19 protein-coding genes are annotated in these 18,705 nt (G+C 71.5%); 7 read left to right on the plus strand and 12 right to left on the minus strand.

Translation table 11 applies throughout. The annotated features are described in order from the left end of the window. The first annotated feature begins 68 nt into the window (after positions 1 to 68). A complete protein-coding gene (locus ABD333_RS17510; protein ID WP_344542145.1) occupies positions 69 to 569 on the plus strand; it encodes a cupin domain-containing protein in 501 nt (166 codons plus the stop codon). Further along, positions 545 to 1,918 (plus strand): MFS transporter, encoded by a 1,374-nt coding sequence (locus tag ABD333_RS17515; RefSeq protein WP_344542147.1) that lies wholly within the window; start codon positions 545 to 547, stop codon positions 1,916 to 1,918. Before ABD333_RS17510 ends, ABD333_RS17515 begins: the two co-directional genes overlap by 25 nt. On the opposite strand, the gene ABD333_RS17520 is transcribed toward ABD333_RS17515, so the two are convergent. Together ABD333_RS17520 and ABD333_RS17525 are read right to left on the minus strand one after the other, a co-directional pair. Then, the gene (locus tag ABD333_RS17520; protein WP_344542148.1) at positions 1,915 to 2,574 is read right to left on the minus strand and encodes a DUF5701 family protein; all 660 of its coding nucleotides are present in this window, start codon (positions 2,572 to 2,574) and stop codon (positions 1,915 to 1,917) included. The two genes, ABD333_RS17515 and ABD333_RS17520, sit on opposite strands and share 4 nt — an antisense overlap. A gap of 169 nt (positions 2,575 to 2,743) precedes the next feature. Continuing rightward, positions 2,744 to 3,583 (minus strand): GNAT family N-acetyltransferase, encoded by an 840-nt coding sequence (locus ABD333_RS17525; protein WP_344542149.1) that lies wholly within the window; start codon positions 3,581 to 3,583, stop codon positions 2,744 to 2,746. Positions 3,584 to 3,753: 170 nt separating this feature from the next. Between ABD333_RS17525 and ABD333_RS17530 the strand changes: the two genes are divergently transcribed. Then, a complete protein-coding gene (locus tag ABD333_RS17530; RefSeq protein WP_344542150.1) occupies positions 3,754 to 4,614 on the plus strand; it encodes a thermonuclease family protein in 861 nt (286 codons plus the stop codon). A 67-nt stretch (positions 4,615 to 4,681) separates the two neighbouring features. Here ABD333_RS17530 and ABD333_RS17535 read toward each other — a convergent pair whose 3' ends face one another. Together ABD333_RS17535 and ABD333_RS17540 are read right to left on the minus strand one after the other, a co-directional pair. Next, entirely contained in the window at positions 4,682 to 4,816 is a 135-nt protein-coding gene (locus tag ABD333_RS17535) for a hypothetical protein (protein ID WP_344542151.1), read from the minus strand. Positions 4,817 to 4,930: 114 nt separating this feature from the next. Beyond that, a complete protein-coding gene (locus ABD333_RS17540; RefSeq protein WP_344542152.1) occupies positions 4,931 to 5,509 on the minus strand; it encodes a CGNR zinc finger domain-containing protein in 579 nt (192 codons plus the stop codon). Between the two features lie 84 nt (positions 5,510 to 5,593). On the opposite strand from ABD333_RS17540, the gene ABD333_RS17545 reads away from it, so the two are divergent. Continuing rightward, positions 5,594 to 6,475 carry an alpha/beta fold hydrolase gene (locus ABD333_RS17545; protein ID WP_344542153.1) on the plus strand — a complete coding sequence of 294 codons (882 nt, stop codon included), beginning with the start codon at positions 5,594 to 5,596 and terminating at the stop codon, positions 6,473 to 6,475. 71 nt (positions 6,476 to 6,546) lie between these two features. On the opposite strand, the gene ABD333_RS17550 is transcribed toward ABD333_RS17545, so the two are convergent. Continuing rightward, positions 6,547 to 7,389, minus strand: coding sequence for an SAM-dependent methyltransferase (locus ABD333_RS17550; RefSeq protein ID WP_344542154.1), 843 nt, complete (start codon positions 7,387 to 7,389; stop codon positions 6,547 to 6,549). Positions 7,390 to 7,510: 121 nt separating this feature from the next. On the opposite strand from ABD333_RS17550, the gene ABD333_RS17555 reads away from it, so the two are divergent. From ABD333_RS17555 to ABD333_RS17565, 3 genes are all read left to right on the plus strand, one after another. Further along, positions 7,511 to 8,665, plus strand: a complete 1,155-nt coding sequence (locus ABD333_RS17555) for a methyltransferase (protein ID WP_344542155.1) — start codon at positions 7,511 to 7,513, stop codon at positions 8,663 to 8,665. Between the two features lie 72 nt (positions 8,666 to 8,737). Next, positions 8,738 to 10,471, plus strand: a complete 1,734-nt coding sequence (locus ABD333_RS17560; RefSeq protein WP_344542156.1) for a GTPase family protein — start codon at positions 8,738 to 8,740, stop codon at positions 10,469 to 10,471. Then, positions 10,468 to 12,090 (plus strand): YfjP family GTPase, encoded by a 1,623-nt coding sequence (locus ABD333_RS17565; RefSeq protein WP_344542157.1) that lies wholly within the window; start codon positions 10,468 to 10,470, stop codon positions 12,088 to 12,090. Before ABD333_RS17560 ends, ABD333_RS17565 begins: the two co-directional genes overlap by 4 nt. A gap of 11 nt (positions 12,091 to 12,101) precedes the next feature. Here ABD333_RS17565 and ABD333_RS17570 read toward each other — a convergent pair whose 3' ends face one another. The 7 genes from ABD333_RS17570 to ABD333_RS17600 form a co-directional block, all read right to left on the minus strand. Continuing rightward, positions 12,102 to 12,878: an SGNH/GDSL hydrolase family protein gene (locus tag ABD333_RS17570; protein WP_344542158.1), complete on the minus strand. Its 777-nt coding sequence runs from the start codon at positions 12,876 to 12,878 to the stop codon at positions 12,102 to 12,104. A 30-nt stretch (positions 12,879 to 12,908) separates the two neighbouring features. Beyond that, positions 12,909 to 14,888 carry an acyl-CoA dehydrogenase family protein gene (locus ABD333_RS17575; protein WP_344542159.1) on the minus strand — a complete coding sequence of 660 codons (1,980 nt, stop codon included), beginning with the start codon at positions 14,886 to 14,888 and terminating at the stop codon, positions 12,909 to 12,911. A 155-nt stretch (positions 14,889 to 15,043) separates the two neighbouring features. Then, complete coding sequence (locus tag ABD333_RS17580; protein WP_344542160.1) at positions 15,044 to 15,430, minus strand: RNA-binding S4 domain-containing protein; 387 nt, start codon at positions 15,428 to 15,430, stop codon at positions 15,044 to 15,046. A 142-nt stretch (positions 15,431 to 15,572) separates the two neighbouring features. Next, a complete protein-coding gene (locus tag ABD333_RS17585) occupies positions 15,573 to 16,121 on the minus strand; it encodes a MauE/DoxX family redox-associated membrane protein (protein ID WP_344542162.1) in 549 nt (182 codons plus the stop codon). A 45-nt stretch (positions 16,122 to 16,166) separates the two neighbouring features. Next, the gene (locus ABD333_RS17590) at positions 16,167 to 17,183 is read right to left on the minus strand and encodes a helix-turn-helix domain-containing protein (RefSeq protein ID WP_344542164.1); all 1,017 of its coding nucleotides are present in this window, start codon (positions 17,181 to 17,183) and stop codon (positions 16,167 to 16,169) included. A 71-nt stretch (positions 17,184 to 17,254) separates the two neighbouring features. Then, positions 17,255 to 18,229, minus strand: coding sequence for a helix-turn-helix domain-containing protein (locus ABD333_RS17595; RefSeq protein ID WP_344542165.1), 975 nt, complete (start codon positions 18,227 to 18,229; stop codon positions 17,255 to 17,257). A 21-nt stretch (positions 18,230 to 18,250) separates the two neighbouring features. Next, a complete protein-coding gene (locus ABD333_RS17600; protein WP_344542166.1) occupies positions 18,251 to 18,673 on the minus strand; it encodes an SMI1/KNR4 family protein in 423 nt (140 codons plus the stop codon). Positions 18,674 to 18,705: the final 32 nt, after the last annotated feature.

Below are 18,705 nucleotides of genomic sequence, written 5' to 3' on the forward strand. Positions count from 1 at the left end.
AACCGCTTCTGGTTCCCGGCTTCTTCCCGGGCTCGAATGGACCGTGAAGCCGAAAAGGGGTCGAACACATGTCAGATACCACGTCGTACCAGAACAGGGCCCTCGTCATCGAGGACGAGGCCGCGGAGGTCGTCGGCCTCCCTGAGGGCGGTGCGTTCACATTGCTCGCCGACGCGAGCCACACCGGCGGTGCGGTGAGCATGAACCGGCTCACGCTGGGTCCGGGAAGGGACGGCGCCAAGCCGCACTACCACGCGCTTTCCACGGAGATCTTCTATGTGCTGGAAGGCGAGATGGAGTTTCTCCTGGGTGAGCGGATGACGACCGTGGCCCGGGGCGGTCTGGTGGTGGTGCCGCCGAGGTTGCCGCACGCGTTCGGCGCGGTGCCGGGGACGGGTGCCGAACTGGTGGTGATCCTCACGCCGGGTGTCGAACGGTTCGAGTACTTCCGGCGCCTTGGCCGCATCCAGTACGGGCTGGAGACGTTCGAGGGACTGCTGGCCGAGCAGGAGCGTTACGACGTGTACTTCCAGGACGCGGCCGCGTGGACTTCGAGGAGGGCACGGTGACCGCCGTCGCCGAACGTTCCGGGAACGCCGGGGGCGTTGGAGCTGTCGGGGCCGTCTCGACGGCGTTGCGGCTGGGCGGGCTGTTCGGCCCGTCGGTGTTCGGCGTCACGGCGGCGGCCGTGGCGCTGCCGGAGATCGCCGCCGCTCTCCACGCCGGGCCGGCCGAGGTCGCGTGGGTGCTCACCGCGCACGCGCTGGCGCTGGGCGTCGGCACGGCCGTCTTCGGTCGCCTCGCCGACTCCTGGGGTGTGCGGGCGGCACTGCTCGTCGGGTCCGTCGTGCTAGCCATCGGCGCGATCGTGTGCGCCGGCGCGCAGAGCCTTGAGGTGCTCGTCGCGGGCAGGCTGGTCCTGGCGGCCGGGTCGGGCGCGACGGCGGCCGGGGGGATGGCCCTGCTCGCGGGGGTCGAGCCCGCGCTGCGGCCACGGGTGCTCGCCGGGTTCGGCGGGGTGATGGCGGCTTTCGCCGCCGGAGCCACGCTGGTCGGCGGCGCGGTGACGACGTGGCTGAGCTGGCGGATCACGGTCGTGCTGCCGGTGTTGTCGCTGCTCGCCGTGCCTTTCTGCCTGCGGCTGGCCGTACGGCCCGGGTCGGGCCGGGCCGTGGACGTCACCGGCGCCGCGGTGCTGACGGTGACCGCGAGCACGTTGCTGGTGCTGATCCAGGCACGGACGCTCGACCTCGCGGCCCCGGTCGTCGGCGCGCTCGCCGTACTGCTCGCCGCCGCGGTGATGGCGCTGGTGTGGTGGGTCGTGCGGCGGCCGGACGGGTTCGTGCCGCGTTCGGTGGCCGGCGACGCGGCGTACGGCGTCGCGGCGGCCATCGGCGTCGGCGTCTTCGGCGGGCTCTTCGCCACGATGTACGTCGTACCGCAGATCTTGGCGGGGACCTTCGGGTGGAGCGTGCTGACCATCGGTGTCGCGCTGCTGCCGGGCGCCGTGGTGGGCGCGGTGCTGTCGCGGCGCGCGGGCCTGCTCGGCGCGCGGAACGCCCGCAGGCTGCTGTCGGCCACCGCGTTCGCGGCCGCCGTCGCGCTGGCCGTGGCGGCGACGGGCAAGGGCGGTCCGTGGCCGCCGGTGGTCGCGGCGTCCCTGTGCCTCGCCGCGTTCGCCGTCACGCAGGTCGTCATCACGGGCGACCTGTCGGCGCGCCTTCCCCCGCCGCTGCGCGGGGCCGGGATGGGGCTCCTCAACCTCACGTTCTTCGTGGGCGGCGGCGCCGGTTCGGCGATCGCCGGGACGTTGTCGGAGTCGATGAGCCTCCCGCGAACGCTCACGGTCGTGGCGGTCTTTCCCGTCGTCGCCGCCATCCTGGCCGCCCGCCGGCCGTCCGGAGTAGAAAGTCGCTAGCCCAGCGAACCGGCGCGGTCCGCCGCTGAGGCCATGCCGAGCCAGGTGTGCGGGTTGCCCGCCCAGCACCAGCCCAGCTTGGGCGCGTTCTCGCTGATCCAGATGGCGGGAACGCGCCGGTCGCCGCAGCGCGAGCCGCCGAGCGAGAAGCACTTGTTCTTGGCGAGCGCGGCCGGGTACTGCGTGACCAGCGCGATGCCCTCCTCCATCGTCAGCGGGGTCCGCCCGCGCCCGGCGATCGTCGCCATCGCGTCGTTCGGGATCGCGCCGCAGAACTCCTCGCCGCGGTCGACGTCGAAGAGCACGTACGCACGGGCGTCAGGCAGCTCGACCTCCTTGGCCGGAACGAACCGGACGAGGTCGCCTTCGGCGTAGTGGCGGTCGATGATCCCTGGCTTGCGCTTGCGGCCGCCGAGGGTGAGCAGCGGAACGGCCCGCTCGATCGGGGCGAGTTCGCGGGTGATCACCAGGACGAACGGTACGCGGCCCTCCGTGGGCGCCTCCATTCCGGCGGCCCGGTCGGTCACGGTCGCGCGCAGCGGGGCGAGCAGGTCGGCGTACGCGTCGGCGCTCAGCCCGGCCAGCTCCCCGAAGCCCTTTTCGATCAGGGTCCGCACCTGGCGGTCGAACTCGGTTCCGGCGTCGAACTGGGTCACGTGAAGCCTCCCTGGAGCAGTTAACTCCGTACAGCATACAAAGAAAAGACGACCTTTCCACCTCCACCCTCATGACCCAGAGGCTCGGGCTATCCGCCCGTCGTTCCCTCCAGCAGGACTAAACGGACGCTGCCGCCGCCGCGCACGGAGACTGCGGGGGCCATATGTGTCACGTGGTTTCGGGGCGGACGAAGGTGCGGTTGCGTGCGTAGGGGCGGAACCCCACCGACATGTACGTGGCGCGGGCCGACGGGTAGGCGTCGTCGCCGCGGGCGCAGACGCGTGCGCTTTCGGCGCCAAGCTCGCGGGCGGTGCGCAGGGCCGCGAGGATGGCGGCGCCGGCGAGCCCCAGCCGACGGTGACCCGGGTCGGTGCCCACTGGTTCGAGGATGGCGACCTTGTTGCGTTCGTCCAGCCAGACCAGGCAGAACGCGGCGGGCGTGCCACCGGGAGCCGTCACGAACCAGTCGAGCTCGGACCGGTAGGGCCAGGCGCGCATGATGTCGCGGTAGCTCTCGGTGGTGACCTTGGAGGGCGGGCCGCCGGGAAGGGTGAACGCGGCGCGGTGGGCGGCGGCGCGGGCCTCGGCGTCGTCCTCCGACCGTACGGAACGGAGCAGGTAGCCGTCGGGTACCGCGGGCTCGGGCAGCGGGTCGGCGAGTGAGCGGGACAGGTGGATGAAGAACGGTCTCCCGGTCTGCTCCTGGTAGCCGTGGCGGAGCAGGGCCTCGATCATGGCCGTCTCGTCGTCCAGCACCGTGACCGTCCGTCCGCCGGTCTCGGCGAACCACGCCAGGATCTCGCCTGCGAGCTCGGGATGGGCAGGGTCGAGCTGGAGGTCGAGCGAGCCCTCGGGGAGGTTCGCCCAGGCCCAGGCGGCCGTCCGTCCTTCTCGTTCCCACAGTGCGGTACGGCACGTCGCCTCCCTTCCGGTGTGCTGAAACCAGATCCAGGCCAGGTCGCCGATGTGCCAGCGGGAGGGCCAGAGGCGCTGGGTCAGCTCTTGCATGTCGCGCAGCATCAGTCGTCCGCCTTTTCGGGGTCGGGGTCGGGGTTCGGGAGCGGCGGGGGCGTGGACTTACTGTGCCGTCCCAAATGCCCTCATCTGGTCAATATCGGGGCGAGAGGTGCATGTAGTGCAAAACTAAGGCCACGCGCCATCGTCCCCAGGGGGTGGACATGCCCGGCTTCGACTTTCCCAGGGTCGTCCGGCCGGCCGTTCCGCGGCGGCTGATCCGCTCGTCCGACGGCGACACCCCGGTGGTGGAGCAGCCGATCCGCATGGTGTCGGTCGACACCCCGGAGAAGGCGGGATACGCGGGCCTGCCGACGACCGCCCAGCTCAAGCTCGACCGGACGCGCACGCGGCTCACCGACGGAACGTTCAAGGAGCTGATACCGGCCGGGCTGCGAGACCATCTGGTGTCGCGGCTCACCCCCGACGCGGCCGAACGGCACATCGCCGCGGGCGACCGGGCCAGCACGTTCTTCGAGGAACTGCTCGAACGCAGGCTCACCAAGCCGGGCGGTACCCGCCGCCGGAGCGCGGTGATCCCCACCGGGGAGCTCATCGACCGGTACGGGCGGCTGCTGGCCTACCTCGCGCCGTGGTTCGGCGGAGACGGAGACCCCGTGCCGCCGCGTGGCGATCCGGACCGGCGCACGTTCAACCTGGACATGGTGGCCGCGGGCTGGGGGGCGATGTTCCTCATCTACCCGTCCATCCCGAAGGACGCCGACCTGCGGCTGCTCCTTCAGGACGCGGAAACGGCGTGGAGCGAGCGGCGCGGCGCGTGGGCGGAGTTCGGCGAGAACCTGCTGCCGGCGTACGAGTACCGCGCCTGCGTCAAACTCGGCGAGCAGAAGCTCAAGAGCGCCAAGGCGGCCGTCGAGAACGCCTTTCAGCGGATCTGCGTGGACCTGCGCGACCTTCGCGTGGTGGGGGAGTTCGGCTACCACGAGGTGCCGCCGTCCCGGCGCCTGTGGATCTGGAAGGACGACCTCGACCGGGCCCGCGAAGACCTCAAGCTGCCCGACTAGCCGGAGGCTTGGCCGGAGACGACTGAAGCCCGCCCGGACGTGCCGGACGGGCTTCAGGAACACCTGTTTACTCGGAATCGCCTTCCGGCTTGGCCGTGACGGCTCCGGTGGACTGGTCGTCCTGCGCCGGTTCCTGGTCCACCTGGCGGGACGGCCAGGCGTCGAGCTTGGTACGGCGGGGGTTGGCCAGAGAGTTGCTCATCTTCGGTGCTGTCCTCCTGCGGCGGCCTGCGCGGCCGAAGAAATCCCAAGCGGCTGTCTAACACCGCGATAGGGAGAGATCTTCTCCGATACCCCGCCCCAGTTCCAACATGGTCTATACCTCTTCGTCACGGTCCGTCGTCTTGCGTCGCTGGTAGTAGCGGGCCACGCGCGCGCGGTTGCCGCACCGGGTGGGAGAGCACCAGCGGCGGCGCGGATGGGCGGGGAGGAAGACCATCACGCAGTCCTCGGCCTCGCACCGGCGTACCGTGCCGATCGCGGGATCGGTCAGCAGGCCGGCCGCCGCCTCGGCCAGGACCGCCGCCAGCCGGGTGCCCGGGGGGCCTTCGCGGCGCGGTGCCGCGACGACCTTCGTCCCGTTCCACGCCAGCTCCTGGACGGCGGGGGCCGCGCGTTGCGCGTCGTTCAGCCTTCGCAGTGCCTTGGCGGGCGGGGGTCGATCATGCAGGACGGCGTGCACGGCCGCCGCGACCTGCTCGCGTACGGCCTGAACGGCGGCGACGTCGGCCTCGGTGACCTCCGCCTCCGCCTCCTCGGCCGGGAGCCGGTCCGCCTGGAGCGCCAACCAGGCCTTCAGCCGGGCCGGAGTGTCGAGCAGGTCACCTGTGGCAGGACGGGTGTTGACCAGGTCCAGTGCCAGCGGCTCGCCGGTCAGCGGTGTGGGGTCGCCCATGACCTAATGCTATATGTCGGGGTTGACACATTAGAAGTCGATCCCGTAGATCTAATGCATCTTCACTGGAGAGAGGCATGTGACATGACGTTCCCGATGGTCGCCCGCACAGTCCACCGCCACGTCGAGGTCGACGGGGTGAACGTCTTCTACCGGGAGTCGCGGCCGGCCCGTGACGACGCGCCCGTGATGTTGCTGCTCCACGGCTTCCCGTCCGCCTCGCACCAGTTCCGCCGCCTGATCGACGTGCTCGGCGCGCGGTACCGCCTGATCGCCCCCGACTATCCCGGGTTCGGGCACACCGATGCCCCCGCGGACTTCGGCTACGGCTTCGACCGCCTCGCCGATGTCATCGAGGGATTCGTCGAGGCGATCGGGGTGACGCGTTTCGTGATGTACGTCTTCGACTTCGGCGCCCCGGTCGGTTTCCGGCTCGCCACCCGGCATCCCGAATGGATCGCGGGCCTCGTCGTGCAGAACGGCAACGCGTACGAGGAGGGCCTGTCGGACGGCGCGCGCGACTTCATCGCCCTGCGGCCGGAAGACGAAGGGGCCGAGGAGACGATCCGTGCCCTGCTGACGTTGGAGGGGACGCGCGGGCAGTACGAGACCGGAACGAGTGACCCGGGCATGGTCGCGCCCGACGGCTGGACCCTTGACCAGCACTTCCTCGACCTGCCCGGACGAAAGGAGGCCCAGGTCGCCCTGGCCTTCGACTACCACTCCAACGTCGCCCTGTACGAGCGGTGGCACGAGTGGCTGCGCGAGCACAGCCCGGCGACGCTCATCACCTGGGGCGGCAACGACCCGTTCTTCCCCGAACCGGGCGCGCACGCCTACCTGCGGGACGTGCCCGACGCGGAACTCCACGTCTTCGAGACCGGGCACTTCGCCCTGGAGGAGAACCTCGCCGACATCGCCCCGCTCATCGCCGGGTTCCTGGACCGGGTCTGGCCCGGCCAGTGACGGGCCGCCGTGATCGCTCGGATCACGGCGGCCGGGCGGGGCACGTTCGAACCGCGGCGTCGATCGCGCGCTCAGGGCTTGCGGGCCACGCCGCCGAACGAGTCGATCGGTTCGGGCTCGCCCACTTCCGGGAAGTCGGGACGCCACAGCGAGGTGGAGACGACTCCGGGCGGGGCGAGCTCCAGGCCCTTGAACAGAGCCTCGATGTATTCGGGGGTGCGGGCGTGGTAGGGCACCGTTCCGGCGTCGGCGCACAGGCGCAGGGCCTCGCCGCGGGCCGTGGCCTCGGCGGGCGTCCACTCGTTCACGCCGAGCACGTTGGTGCCGTCGTTGATGACCACGTAGCTGCCCGAGGGCAGCGCGTCGACCAGCGTGCGGACCACGGCGGGCGGGTCGTCCTCGTCGGGCACGTTGCCGACGATGCCGAGCAGCATGAGGGCGATGGGACGGCCGAAGTCGAGTTCCGCGGCGGCCCGTTCGATGATCGCCTGTGGGTCGCGGATGTCGGCCTCGACGTAGGCGCAGGAACCCTCGGCGTTGGAGCTGGTCAGCAGGGCGCGGGCGTGCGCCACCACCAGCGGGTCGTTGTCGACGTAGACGACGCGGGACTCCGGGGCGTCGCGCTGCGCCACCTCGTGGGTGTTGTCGACGGCGGGGAGGCCGGTGCCGATGTCCAGGAACTGGCGGACGCCCTGCGCGGTCAGATAGTGCACCACGCGGACGAGGAACGCCCGGGAGTGCCGGGCGATGTCGGCGATCTCGGGGAACACCTCCATGATCTTGTCCCCGACCTCGCGGTCGACCGGGTAGTTGTCCTTGCCGCCCAGCCAGTGGTTCCAGAGCCGGGCCTGGTGCGGCCTGGTGATGTCCATCGCGCCCATGGCGTTCGAGGGGGAAGCGCTGTGCTCGGTCATGGGGGCCTTCCGGATCGGTGACGACCGTCTTGATCACACCGTAGACACGCGGGGCGGGCGGGTGAAGGGCCGAGCGGCCCCGCAACGCGCCGGACGAGGGGGCCGTTAGCCTGGTCAGGCTATGGATCAGCTGGCGACGACCTGGGGCGAGCTCGCGCTCGCGCGCTTCCCGGACAATCCGCGGGACGGCCTGCGGGCCTGGGACGCCTCCGACGAGTACCTGCTCCGGCACCTGGACGACGAACGGGTCGACCTCTCGGGCGCGGTCGTCGTGGTCGGTGACCGCTGGGGCGCGCTGGCCACCGCGCTGGCCGCGTTCCGTCCCACCCAGATCACCGACTCCTTCCTCGCGCAGTCGGCCACCAGGGCCAACCTGGAGCGCAACGGCGCGGACGCGGTGCGGCTCCTGACCACCCGGGACACGCCGCCCGAACGCGTCGACGTGCTGCTGGTCCGGGTGCCCAAGAGCCTGGCGCTGCTGGAGGACCAGCTGCACCGCCTGGCGCCCGGCGTCCACGACCGGACGGTGGTCGTCGGCACGGGCATGGTCAAGGAGATCCACACCTCGACCCTGCGGCTCTTCGAGAAGCTCATCGGCCCGACCCGCACCTCGCTGGCGGTCAAGAAGGCACGGCTCATCTTCAGCACGCCCGACCCGGGCCTCCCGAGGAGCCCCAGCCCCTGGCCGCACACCTACGCCCTGCCTTCCGGCATCGGCGCCGCGTCGGGCCGCACGGTGGTCAACCACGCCGGGATCTTCTGCGCCGACCGGCTCGACATCGGTACCCGCTTCTTCCTCCAGCACCTGCCCGAACGCGGCGGCTTCGCGCGCATCGTCGACCTGGGCTGCGGGAACGGCGTCGTGGGCATGGCCGCCGCGCTCGCGCACCCCCGCGCGGAGGTGCTCTTCGTGGACGAGTCGTTCCAGGCCGTCGCGTCCGCCGAGGCCACGTACAACGCCAACGGGGCGGGCAAGGCGGAGTTCCTCGCGAGCGACGGGGTTTCCGCCGTTCCCGCCGACTCGGCCGATCTCGTCCTCAACAATCCGCCGTTCCACTCGCACCAGGCGACCACCGACGCGACCGCTTGGCGCATGTTCACCGGTGCCCGCAGGGTCCTGCGCCCGGGCGGCGAACTCTGGGTCGTCGGCAACCGGCACCTCGGCTACCACGTGAAGCTTCGCCGGATCTTCGGCAACTGCACGACCGTGGCGGCCAACCCGAAGTTCGTCATATTGCGCGCCACGGTGGGCAAGGAGGGGGTCAAGGCGACCTAAAGGGAAGTCCTGATGGGCGGCAGGTGGCGTCAGCGGGCGTTGCGGGGCGCGAGCGCGGGGAAGATCGCAGATGTGTCCGATGAGCTGTCGGCGGCGCTGGGGGAGTTGCGGCGGCTGCTCGACCATGACCTGTTCCCGCTGGCGATCGGTGATGTCGCGGCCGACCGCCGCGCGCTGAAGGAGCTCACCGGCCAGCTGGACGACTACCTGCTGCCGCGGCTGGCGGCCATCGACGCGCCGCTGCTGGCGGTGGTGGGCGGCTCGACCGGCGCGGGCAAGTCCACACTCGTCAATTCCCTGGCGGAGCAGGACGTGACCGAGGCGGGTGTGCTGCGGCCGACCACGCTGGCGCCGACGCTGGTCGCCAATCCCGGCGACGAGAGCTGGTTCCTGGCGACGCACGTGCTCCCGGGCCTGCCGCGCGTGACCGGGCGGTGGCGCGGCGAACCGGGCACGCTGAAGGTCGTCACGACCGAGAACGTCCCGGCGGGGCTGGCGCTGCTCGACGCGCCCGACATCGACTCGGTCGTGACGGCCAACCGGGAGCTGGCCGCCCAGCTGCTGGCGGCGGCCGACCTCTGGCTGTTCGTGACGACGGCGGCACGGTACGCCGACGAGGTGCCCTGGGCGTTCCTGCGTACGGCCCGGGAACGCAGCACGGCGCTCGGAGTGATCCTGCAGCGCGTTCCGCGGGACGCCCTCGGACCGGTGCGCGGCGATCTGGCGCGGCTGCTGGAGGAGAACGGGCTCGGCGGGACGCCGTTGTTCGTGGTGCCCGAACTGGATCTGCCGTCCGAGAGCACCCGGCTGCCGCCGTCGGCCGTTCAGCCGGTCAAGGACTGGCTGGCGGAGCTGTCGGCCGACGCGCGGGCGCGGGCCGAGGTCGTGCGGCGGACGTTGTCGGGCGCGCTCGACAGCCTGGGCGTGCGCCTGCCCGCGCTGGCCGACGCCGTCGAACGGCAGCGGCACGCCGCCACGGAACTGCGCGTGCTCGCCCGCAAGAGCTACGACACCGGGATGGCCGCGTTCGACGAGGGCATGCTCGACGGCACGCTGCTGCGCGGCGAGGTGCTGGCGCGCTGGCAGGACTTCATCGGCACCGGCGACCTGATGCGCGCGCTGGAGTCGCGCATCGGACGGCTGCGCGACCGGGTCGTCGCGGCCGTCAGAGGCCGCCCGGCGACCGGCAGGGAACTGGCCACCGCGCTGGAGAGCGGCGTCGAGTCGCTGATCCGGGCCGTCGCGGACGGGTCCGCCGAGCGGGCGGTGGAGGCGTGGCTGGCCACTCCGGCCGGGCGGGATCTGCTCGAACGGTCGGGCGTGCGGACCGCGGGGCGGCTCGGGCGGGCCTCACCGGAGTTGCGCGGCCGTGCGGAGATCGCCGTACGGGAGTGGCAGGGGTACGTCCTGGAGCTCGTCCGGACCGAGGGGGCCGACCGGCGCGGTACCGCCCGGGCCGCCTCGTTCGGCGTGAACGGGCTCGGCCTGATGCTCATGCTCGCCGTGTTCGCCTCGACGGGCGGGCTGACCGGCATCGAGATCGGCATCGCGGGCGGCACCACCGTGCTCAGCCAGAAGGTCCTGGAGGCGGTCTTCGGCGACCAGGCCGTGCGCAGGCTCACCGAACGGGCCCGCGCCGACCTGCGGCGCCGGGTGCGGGAGCTGTTCGACGAGGAGGAGTCGCGCTTCACGGTCCTGCTGGACGGCCTGACCGACACCGATCCGGACGCCCTGCGGGCCGCCGCGCGCGCCGTGCACGAACGCCGGCTGGAGCTGCCGGAGGCGTCGACCGGGGAGGCACGATGAAGGTGCTGAGGCGCAAGAGCTCCGTTCCGCTCGACGAACGGCTGGCGGCGCTCGGCACGGCGGCCGGGCTGGCGGAGGGACGGCTCTCCGAGACCGCCGTCGAACGGGCGCGGGCGGTCGTCCGGCAGGCTGGGAAACGCGCCGAGCTCTCCGTCGAGCACACCGTCGCCGCGCTGGCCGGGGCCACCGGCAGCGGGAAGTCGTCCCTCTTCAACGCCATCTCCGGAACGGACCTCGCCGCCGTGGGCGTGACCCGCCCGACGACGTCGGACGCGCAGGCCGCGCGCTGGGATCCGGAGGGCTCGGGGCCGCTGCTCGACTGGCTGGACGTGCCACGGCGCCACACCGTGAACAGTGGCGACGGCTCGGAGCTGTCCGGGCTGGTGCTCATCGACCTGCCCGACCACGACTCGATCGAGACGGCGCACCGCCTGGAGGTGGACCGGCTCGTCGCCGTGGTCGACCTGCTCGTGTGGGTGCTCGATCCGCAGAAGTACGCGGACGCGGCCGTTCACGAACGCTATCTGCGTCCGCTGTCGCGGCACCGGGACGTCATGGTCGTCGTCCTCAACCAGGTCGACCGGCTGCCGGAACGGGCCGTCGCGCGCTGCCTCGACGACCTGCGCGGCCTGCTGGAGGCGGACGGCCTGAGCGGCGTGCCGGTCGTGCCGGTCTCGGCCCGTACCGGCGAGGGCCTGCCGGAGCTGCGCGACCTGCTGGCCGAACGGGTGGCGCGGCGGCAGGCCTGGGCGGCCCGCCTGGCCGCCGACGCCGGCACCGCGGCCGACGAGCTGGCCGCCGCCGCCGATCTGACCGCGAGCACGCAGGCCGACGCGGGGCCTGGCAGAACGCTGGAGCGTCTCGGCGAACCGCTCACGGCGGCGTTGTCCCGGGCGGCCGGGGTTCCGGTGGTGGTGGACGCGGTCGCCAAGGCCCACCGGCATCGCGCGGTGGTGGCGACCGGCTGGCCGGTCACGCGGTGGGTGCGGCGGTTCAGGCCGGACCCGTTGCGCCGCCTCCGGCTGGACGGCGGCGGGACGAAGGGACGCACGTCCCTGCCGGTCGTCTCGCCCGTTCAGCGGTCCGAGATGGACGTCGCCGTACGCGAGGTCGGCGCGGGTGCCGCCGAGGGGGTGCCCGAACCGTGGGCGCGAGCCGTACGGGAGGCCGCGCGAGCCCATAACGACCAGCTCGCCGACGCCCTCGACCAGGCCGTGGCGTCCACCTCGCTGGGCGCGGCCAGGAGACCCCGCTGGTGGACGGTGGTCGGCGTCCTCCAATGGCTGGTCTTCGCCGCGCTCGTGGCCGGGGCGCTCTGGCTCGCGGCGCTGTTCGTGGTGAGCTACCTGCGGCTGCCCGACCTGCCGACTCCCGAGATCGGCGAGGTGCCGTGGCCCACGGCGCTGCTGCTGGGCGGCGCCCTCGCGGGCATCGTGATCGCGCTGCTCTCGCGGGCCGCGGCCTGGCTGGCGGGGCGCCGCCGCGCGAGAAAGGCCGCCAAGGCTCTGCGCGCCGCCGTCTCAGACGTCGGCACCCGCCTGGTCCTGGCGCCCGCCGAGACCGAACGCGCACGTTTCACCGACTTCACCGCGGCGATCGCCAAGGCCCGTGCCGGCTGACCGCGCCGCGGTCATTCCTCGTGCTTCGCCACCGGGAGAAGATCCGGGCGCTTCGCCACCCGGCCGTCACCGGACGACCGGCCGCGCAACCGCCGCATCACCCACGGACCGAGGAAGCCGCCGACCCAGACCGCCTCGCTGCCGACGCGGCGCAGGGTGCCGACGGGCCGCGCGGGCGGGAGCGGCCTGGTCCAGGAGTCGTCGCTGCCCGGCAGGCCGAGGGCGTGGGCGGCGGCCGCGGCCATCAGGGTGTGCCCGAGCGGCGCGGCATGGATCCGGTCGGAGCTCCACATCCGTGCGTCGCAGGTCACGGCATGCGGGAACGTGTCGACGACGATCACCCCGTGCCGCTGCGCCGCGGCCCTGATGCCCGCGTTGAGCACCAGCACCCGGGGCCGCAGCCGCGCCACGATCGGAGCGATCTTCGCGATGTCGGGAAAGGTGAACGTGACCACCTGGGCGCCCGCACCCGTCAGCGCCGCGAACATCGCCTCCAGCTCGCCCGTCACCGCCGCCGCGTCGAAGCCCGGCCGGACCAGATCGTTCATCCCCGCCATCACCGAGACGAGGTCCGGCCGGAGCGCGAGCGCGGGTGCCAGCTGTTCGGCCCGGACCTGGCCCGCGAGCTTGCCCCGGACCGCCAGGTTGGCGTAGGTCACCGCGGGCTCGACCGCCGCGAGCTGCTCGGCCAGACGATCCGCCCACCCCCGGTAGCCCGTCAGCTCGTCACCGTCCATGAGGCCCTCGGACTGGCTGTCTCCGATCGCGACGTACCGCAGGTAGGACATGACCCACCACCTAGTCAAAAAATAGACTAATTAATCTGTTGGGTCATCGTACTGGACGATCGGGACGTCGAGCAGCCGCTCGGGGATGGCGAAGCCGTCCACCAGGGTGCGGGCGTGCGGGCGCAGCAGCTTGCACAGCTGATTGACGGTGTCGACCAGGGCCTTGGCGGTGGCCGGGCTGAGCCGGCCGTGTTCGAGGAACCAGGCGCGGTCGGCCTCGATCGTGGACAGCACGTACAAATCGCACACCCGGCCCAGCAGCCCGGCCGCGCCCTCGTCGCAGCGGTCGAGGGCGGCGACGAACGCCTCCAGGACGATCCGGTCGACATGGACGCGGGCGGCGCGCAGCACATGGTCCTGGGCGTCGTTGAAGACCTCGAACGGATCGGCGTCGCCTCCGGCGGCGCGGCGCAGCCGCCGGGCCAGCCCCTCCAGGACGTGTTTCTCCCTGTCCTCGAAGGCCTGCAGCTGCCAGGCCCGGTCGAGCAGATCGGCCTCGCTCGGCTCGCCGCGCGCGGTGAGCAGCCGGGCGATCGTCGAACGGGCCGCGGTGCGTTCGATCAACGCCCCCGCGAACTGCTCGGCCACGAACCGGGCCAGGCCCAGCGTGCCGAGGTCGTCCACGTCGTGCTGGAAGCGGGTGAGCAGCCCCTTGGCCACCAGTTGCAGCAGGACCGTGTTGTCGCCCTCGAACGTGGTGAAGACGTCGGTGTCGGCCTTCAGCCGCGGCAGGCGGTTGGCCGTCAGGTAACCGGCGCCGCCGCAGGCCTCCCGGCAGGTCTGGATGGTGTGGGTGGCGTGCCAGGTCGCGATCGCCTTGAGCCCGGCGGCCCGCGACTCCAACTCGCGCTGCCGCCAGTCCTCGACCCCGTGGCCCTCGGCCCCGTGGCCCTCGGCCCCGTCGTCGTCCCGGTCGTCCAGCACCGCGCCGTGGATGTCATGCAGAGCGGTGACCAGCTCCTCCTGCGCGAAGTGCAGCGCGTAGGTGGTGGCCAGCGCGGGCAGCAGCTTCCGCTGATGGGCGAGGTAGTCGAGGATCGGGACTTCGGCTCCGGTGCCGGGGCGTTCGAACTGGCGCCGCGCCTCGCCGTACCGGACCGCGAGGGCGAGCGCGGTCTTGGAGGCGGAGCCCGCCCCGCCCGCGATGCTGACCCGGCCGCGGATCAGCGTGCCCAGCATGGTGAAGAAGCGCCGGGCGGGGGTGTCGATCGGACTGGAGTACGCCCCCTCGGCGTCGACGTCGCCGAACCGGTTGAGCAGGGCCTCGCGGGGGACGCGGACGTGGTCGAAGTAGAGCCGCCCGTTGTCGACGCCGTTCAGCCCGCCCTTGTGCCCGCAGTCCTCGATCCGCACGCCCGGGCACGGCCGTCCCCGCTCGTCCCGGATCGGCACGAGCAGGGCATGGACGCCGTGCGACTCGCCGTTCACGATCAGCTGGGCGAACACCACGGCCATCCGGCCGTCCCGGGCGGCGTTGCCGATGTAGTCCTTGCGCGCGTTCTCCACCGGCGTGTGGATCACGAACTCCCCGGCCTCGTACGTCGCGGTGGTCCGCAGCCGGGCGACGTCCGAGCCGTGCCCGCTCTCGGTCATCGCGAAGCAGCCGAGCAGCTCCAGGTCCATGACGGCCTTGAGGTGGCGCCGATGGTGACGTTCGGTGCCCAAAGCCTGGATCGCCCCGCCGAACAGACCCCACTGGACCCCGGCCTTCACCAGCAGTGACAGGTCGCCAAGGCCCAGCATCTCGAACGAGATCACAGAGCCGCCGATGTCGCCCTCCCCGCCGTACTCCTTGGGAAAGCCCTGCCGCGGGTACCCCTCCTCGGCCAGCCGCCGCAGTTCCTCCAGGACCCGGACGCGTTGCGCCTCGACGTCACCCGGCTCGCCCGCCGGCGGCCCCAGCTCCCGCATCCGCCGGCGGGCGGCCTGGCGTACGGGCTCCCAGCGGCCGTCCAGCACCCGGCGGAGCGCCTCCGGGTCGACCGCGTCCTCCAAGGGCGAAAGCTTCACCTGGTCCACCTTCCAGCCGTACGGGAACACCCTCCGTACAGGCCGCTTACCCGCAGGTAGGACGTCCATGTCAGGGCCACGGGTCGGCAAGATCACAGCCGCAGGGACCGGCCGGGGCACGGCCACGGACCGGCCGGATCACACGCCCTGGCGGTTCAGCTGGGTGGGCGGCGGCCGAAGAGGCGCTCGATGCTGCGCCGTTCGCGCTTGGTGGGACGTCCGGCGCCGCGCTCGCGGACGGCGACCGGCAGGGTCGCCTCGCGCGGCGGGGGCGGCGGGCTCTTGTCCACATAGCATTCGGCGGCCACGGGAGCGCCGACGCGCTTGGTGATGATCCGGGAAACGATCACGACGCGTTCCCAGCCCTCCTGCCGGACCCGCACCTCATCGCCCACACGCACCGCGTGGGAGGGCTTGGCGCGCACCCCGTTCACCCGGACGTGCCCGCCGCGGCAGGCCGTGGAAGCCATCGAGCGGGTCTTGGCCAGCCGTACCGACCAGATCCAGCTGTCGACGCGTGCGCTCAGCTGCTCCTCTGCCACCCCGCCACTGTAATGCGCCCCGCCGCCCTCGATCTCCCCCATTACGCGCCGCAGAGTGGTGCTCTTGTCGTGGATGCCCGGCCGGCAAGGCGCTGCCGACCGGCGGGCTCGCCGCCTGCCACAAAAGCTGTTATCCCGATGCTCAACGGCTCTGCGTCCTTTGGGTGGAGGAAGACGGGCGGAAGAACGTGTGCAGTTCGCTGAGGAACATGACGAGGAACGCGCAGAAGACGCCTGCCGGAATGCCGATGACGAGCGTCTCGGCCTGCGGCGGGCTGTCATGGGAAAGAGAGATGGCCAGACCGGAGGCCGCCGCCACGAGCAGGATGATGTTCCGGTAGAGATGCACCATTCCCACCGGCTCCTCGGAGCCGCCGAAGCAGCGGCAGGGCGTACGGTCCCGTCGCCTGACAGACCGTGCGATCACGCTTGAGAACACCACGAGCAGCAGGATGCACAGCGTCAGTCCGGCGGCGGCGCTGTGCGGCACGAGCAGGAGCGAGGCCACCGCGAACTCCGCGAGGACGACGGTGAAGCCGACGGCCGGAGCCATGCTCCGCGGCGTCAGGCCGGACGCTTCGATCGCCTGGAGAAAGGAACGCCAGGATTCGGTCCGGCAGACCTTGCTCACGCTCGCGACGAGGAAGGTGAAGGCGAGAGCGACCCTGATGGAAACATCGAGAAATGCCACCCGACCTCCCCTGGCGTGATGTTCTCCGCGTTCTCGCGGAGTTGATCATCCAGCGCGGCCGGGAAGGGTGTCAGTGTCCGTCCGTGCAGACTGTGTGTGCGTCAGCGCATCGCCCGCATGGCGGTACTCGCCGGGAGGAACTCCGTACGTGGCGCGGAACAGCTTGCTGAAGTGGGCGCGCTCGGTGAATCCCCAGCGGCTCGCGATGGCGTTGATGGGCCGTCCGCTCAGCGCGGGGTCCACCAGGTCCTGCCGGCAACGTTCGAGCCGCCGCCGCCTGATCCAGGCGGTCACCGTGGGCCCGCCCTGGTCCTGGAACAGCTTGTGCAGGTAGCGGAGCGAGATCTGGTGGGCGTCGGCGATGGTCCGCGGGACCAGCCGCGGGTCGTCCAGGTGCTCCTCGACGAAGCCGTGGATCCGGACGAGGAGCGCCAGCCGGTGCGACTGCGGCGAGCCGTCCGACACCCGGTCGAGCTCGCGGGAGCACAACGCGGCGATCATGTTGAGCAGGGTCCGGCTCATGATGACCTGCTCGGGCGGCCCGCACTCCCCGGCATGCCGTGTCACGAGGGTCAGGTAGCGCGAGAGCAGCGCGCCCATGGCCTCGCCGGAGCCGATCGGCACGGCGAGGAGCCTGTCGACGGCGCACCGCGGCAGCGGCAACGCCGACCGGTGGAACTGCACGCGAACCGCCGACCCGGAGGCGATCAGGCTTTCGTACGGCCGCGAACTGGTGCGCAGCACGAACTCTCCCGGCATCACGCGCACGTTCCGCCCGCACTGCGTATGCCTGATCGATCCGGTGTGCGTCAGGTAGAGCTGGTACACCTGCGGATCGCGCCGCTGGATCAGCTGCTCCGTCCGGACCACACGGATTCCGTAACCGATCAACTCCGATATCTGCACCGTGTCGAGCGCCAGCTGCCGGGCCACCACATAAAAGTCGCCGCCCGCGTCATCGTGGACCTCGACGGGAAACTCCGCCTCCGATATCAGCCGTTCCCAGCACGCCCGCCGATCCGGTGCCGGCAGTTTCCGGGTGTCGATCGTGAACCATGCCATCGGCTCATGATGCGCCGGGCACGGCGGCGGACCACACGGTCATGCGTGCACGGCCATTGAATATCCGCGCACTACGGAACGTCAGAATGCCTATGCCGGTAGTCAGTGGGGGTGACACCGTACGTTTCGCGGAAGATCCGGCCGAAGTGCGCCGGGTCGGTGAAGCCCCAACGACGGGCGATGACGCAGACGGCCAGGTGCCCCAGCCGCGGGTCGGCGAAATCGCGCCGGCAGCGTTCGAGCCGGCGAATGCGGATCCAGGCCGCGACGCTGGGGCCGCCCTGGAGCTGGAATAGCTTGTGCAGTTGCCGCACGGAGATGTGATGGGCGGCGGCTATGGCCTGGGGAGTCAGCGCCGGGTCGCCGAGCCGCCGGTCGATGAAGTCCCGGATGTGCACGAACAGCACCTGCCGGTGGGTCTCCGGCGGAACGTGGCCGGCCCGCAGCCGCGCGCAGGTGGCCGCGACCAGGTCGACGGTGACGCCGTTGAGCGCGGTCCGTTCGGCGAGGGTGTAGTCGCGGGCGTTGCGCAGCAGCTCGTCGAGGTAGCGCGTCAGCACCGCCCCGATCCCGTCGGTCGCGCGACCGGGCACGGCGATCAACGACGAGACCGACGGAACGAGCTGCTCCAGCGTCGCCCGGGGGATCTCGACGAGGATCCACCTGGACACCCCGTTCAGAGCGTTCTGCTGCACCCGCAGCGGCCGGCTGCTGTCGTAGAGCACCACATCGCCGGGGGAGAAGGCGTTGTGATGCTTGCCCTGGGAGACGCTCCCGCTGCTGTTGAGCGGCAGGTGCACGAGAATCACCTCGGGATCGCACTGCCTGATCAGCTTCGCCGTGCGGTCCCCCCGGATCGAGGGGTTGGTCAGCACGGACACCACCACCGTGCCGAGATCCAGGCTGAGCGTGGACGCCGTGAAGTCCCCCTCGGCCTCGGTCTTGATCCAGGAACGGACATGCGACTGGAACACGAGATCGAGCCAGAAGTCGAGCCGCTCCGCCGGCGGCAGATGCCCGGTTCCGAACTCGACCAGATGCGGCATGGGAACGCCTCCCGCGGATGATCAACGGCCGGTGAGCCACGCCTCGATGAAGTGCTCCAGAGACGGCGCGACGCGGCGGCGGCTGTCGGTCCGGTGGTCCCAGACGAAGATGTCCGGCCGCCCCTCGGGCACCAGGGCGTAGGCGAACAGGTTGCCGTCGCCGGGCACGTCGGAGAAGAAGAGCAGCTGGTCGAACGACATGTAGAGCCGCTTCAGAGCAGGGTAGGTGCGCATCTCGAGGTTGCCCTGGAGCAGCTGCTCGGCGGAGAAGACGAGGCTGTAACCGTTGGCGTCGACGACGCCGTCGCTCTCACTGAGCAGTTTGACCAGGTCGTCGGGGAGCAGATGTCCCAGAGTCTCCTCGGCTCGGTACAGCGCCTGTTCCGTGGCCGGAGAGGCGAACCGCGCCTGCGAGGTGTGTTGTTCGATCAGCTCACGCCACATTGGCGAATCATGACCACAACGGACCCGCCCCG

This window comes from Actinomadura fulvescens, from assembly GCF_039533225.1.
In the GTDB taxonomy this organism is placed as follows: Bacteria; Actinomycetota; Actinomycetes; order Streptosporangiales; family Streptosporangiaceae; genus Spirillospora; species Spirillospora fulvescens.

Coding starts and splice junctions, on each gene's coding strand:
- ABD333_RS17510 (WP_344542145.1), top strand. CDS start 69: ATGTCAGATACCACGTCGTACCAGAACAGGGCCCTCGTCATCGAGGAC.
- ABD333_RS17525 (WP_344542149.1), bottom strand. CDS start 3,583: ATGCAAGAGCTGACCCAGCGCCTCTGGCCCTCCCGCTGGCACATCGGC.
- ABD333_RS17530 (WP_344542150.1), top strand. CDS start 3,754: ATGCCCGGCTTCGACTTTCCCAGGGTCGTCCGGCCGGCCGTTCCGCGG.
- ABD333_RS17535 (WP_344542151.1), bottom strand. CDS start 4,816: ATGAGCAACTCTCTGGCCAACCCCCGCCGTACCAAGCTCGACGCCTGG.
- ABD333_RS17540 (WP_344542152.1), bottom strand. CDS start 5,509: ATGGGCGACCCCACACCGCTGACCGGCGAGCCGCTGGCACTGGACCTG.
- ABD333_RS17545 (WP_344542153.1), top strand. CDS start 5,594: ATGACGTTCCCGATGGTCGCCCGCACAGTCCACCGCCACGTCGAGGTC.
- ABD333_RS17550 (WP_344542154.1), bottom strand. CDS start 7,389: ATGACCGAGCACAGCGCTTCCCCCTCGAACGCCATGGGCGCGATGGAC.
- ABD333_RS17555 (WP_344542155.1), top strand. CDS start 7,511: ATGGATCAGCTGGCGACGACCTGGGGCGAGCTCGCGCTCGCGCGCTTC.
- ABD333_RS17565 (WP_344542157.1), top strand. CDS start 10,468: ATGAAGGTGCTGAGGCGCAAGAGCTCCGTTCCGCTCGACGAACGGCTG.
- ABD333_RS17570 (WP_344542158.1), bottom strand. CDS start 12,878: ATGTCCTACCTGCGGTACGTCGCGATCGGAGACAGCCAGTCCGAGGGC.
- ABD333_RS17590 (WP_344542164.1), bottom strand. CDS start 17,183: ATGGCATGGTTCACGATCGACACCCGGAAACTGCCGGCACCGGATCGG.
- ABD333_RS17595 (WP_344542165.1), bottom strand. CDS start 18,229: ATGCCGCATCTGGTCGAGTTCGGAACCGGGCATCTGCCGCCGGCGGAG.
- ABD333_RS17600 (WP_344542166.1), bottom strand. CDS start 18,673: ATGTGGCGTGAGCTGATCGAACAACACACCTCGCAGGCGCGGTTCGCC.